The organism is Wolbachia endosymbiont of Glossina morsitans morsitans, assembly GCF_000689175.1.
GTDB classification, from domain to species: domain Bacteria; phylum Pseudomonadota; class Alphaproteobacteria; order Rickettsiales; family Anaplasmataceae; genus Wolbachia; species Wolbachia pipientis.
The window spans coordinates 5,770-6,657 of sequence record NZ_AWUH01000148.1 but is presented as its reverse complement, the minus strand read 5'-3'; the positions used below and the strand labels follow the sequence as shown (position 1 = coordinate 6,657).

Genomic DNA, 888 nt, shown 5'->3' with positions numbered 1-888 from the left:
GCGTAGACACGACAGCTAACATTTGTTGCAAGCTCTGACATTGCATAATCATATAAGTCTTTTGCCATTCCATGTAAGCGTTGAAATTCAAATCCAGGGTGGTTTTTATCAGCAAGTTCCATGATGGAAGCAAAAGTATAGGCGTTATGAGTTCCAAAGCATGGGTAAAAGCTGTTTGGTTTACTCAAAAGTTTCTGTGCGCACACGAGGTAAGATACGTCAGTATAGCTTTTTCTTGTAAATACTGAGTAATCATTTAATCCCAATTCTTGCGTACGCTTGATTTCTGAATCCCAATATGCACCTTTTACAAGCCTCACCATAATTTTATGATTTGATCGAATAGCAACATCCTCTACAAAGTCAAGAACAGACAAAGCACGTTTTTGATATGCTTGTACAGCCAAGCCGAGCCCTTCCCACTCAGAAAGTGATTCATCAAGCCGTAATTGTTCAAACAAGATTAAGGAAATTTCAAGCCTCTCTGTTTCTTCTGCGTCTATGCATAGTGAAATGTTGTATTTTTTTGCCTCGCGGCAGAGCTCTAAAACCTTAGTGAATATCTCACCAGCAATTCGGCCAAATTGACTAAATTCATAACGTGGGTGTAAAGCAGAAAGTTTGATTGAAATTCCATGGGATTTAACACAATCATTTATTTCAGTGGATTCACCAATAGCTTTTATTGAGTGCATGTATGAATTAAAATACTCTTCTGCATCCTCACTTGTGTGAGCAGCTTACTTTTGTCATCTAGTTTTGCGTACCTTAAAGCTTCTTCTATGGTTTCTCCAACAACAAAATGATTACCAAGCATAGACATTGCTTGTTTTACTGCTTTGCGAATGATCGGTTCTCCTAAATTCTTAAGTAACTTAGAAATTGCGT

1 pseudogene is annotated in these 888 nt (G+C 37.7%); it reads right to left on the bottom strand.

Going from position 1 to position 888, the window contains the following annotated elements:
- A pseudogene (locus tag WGMM_RS03825) lies at positions 1–888 on the bottom strand (proline dehydrogenase family protein); the annotation flags it as partial.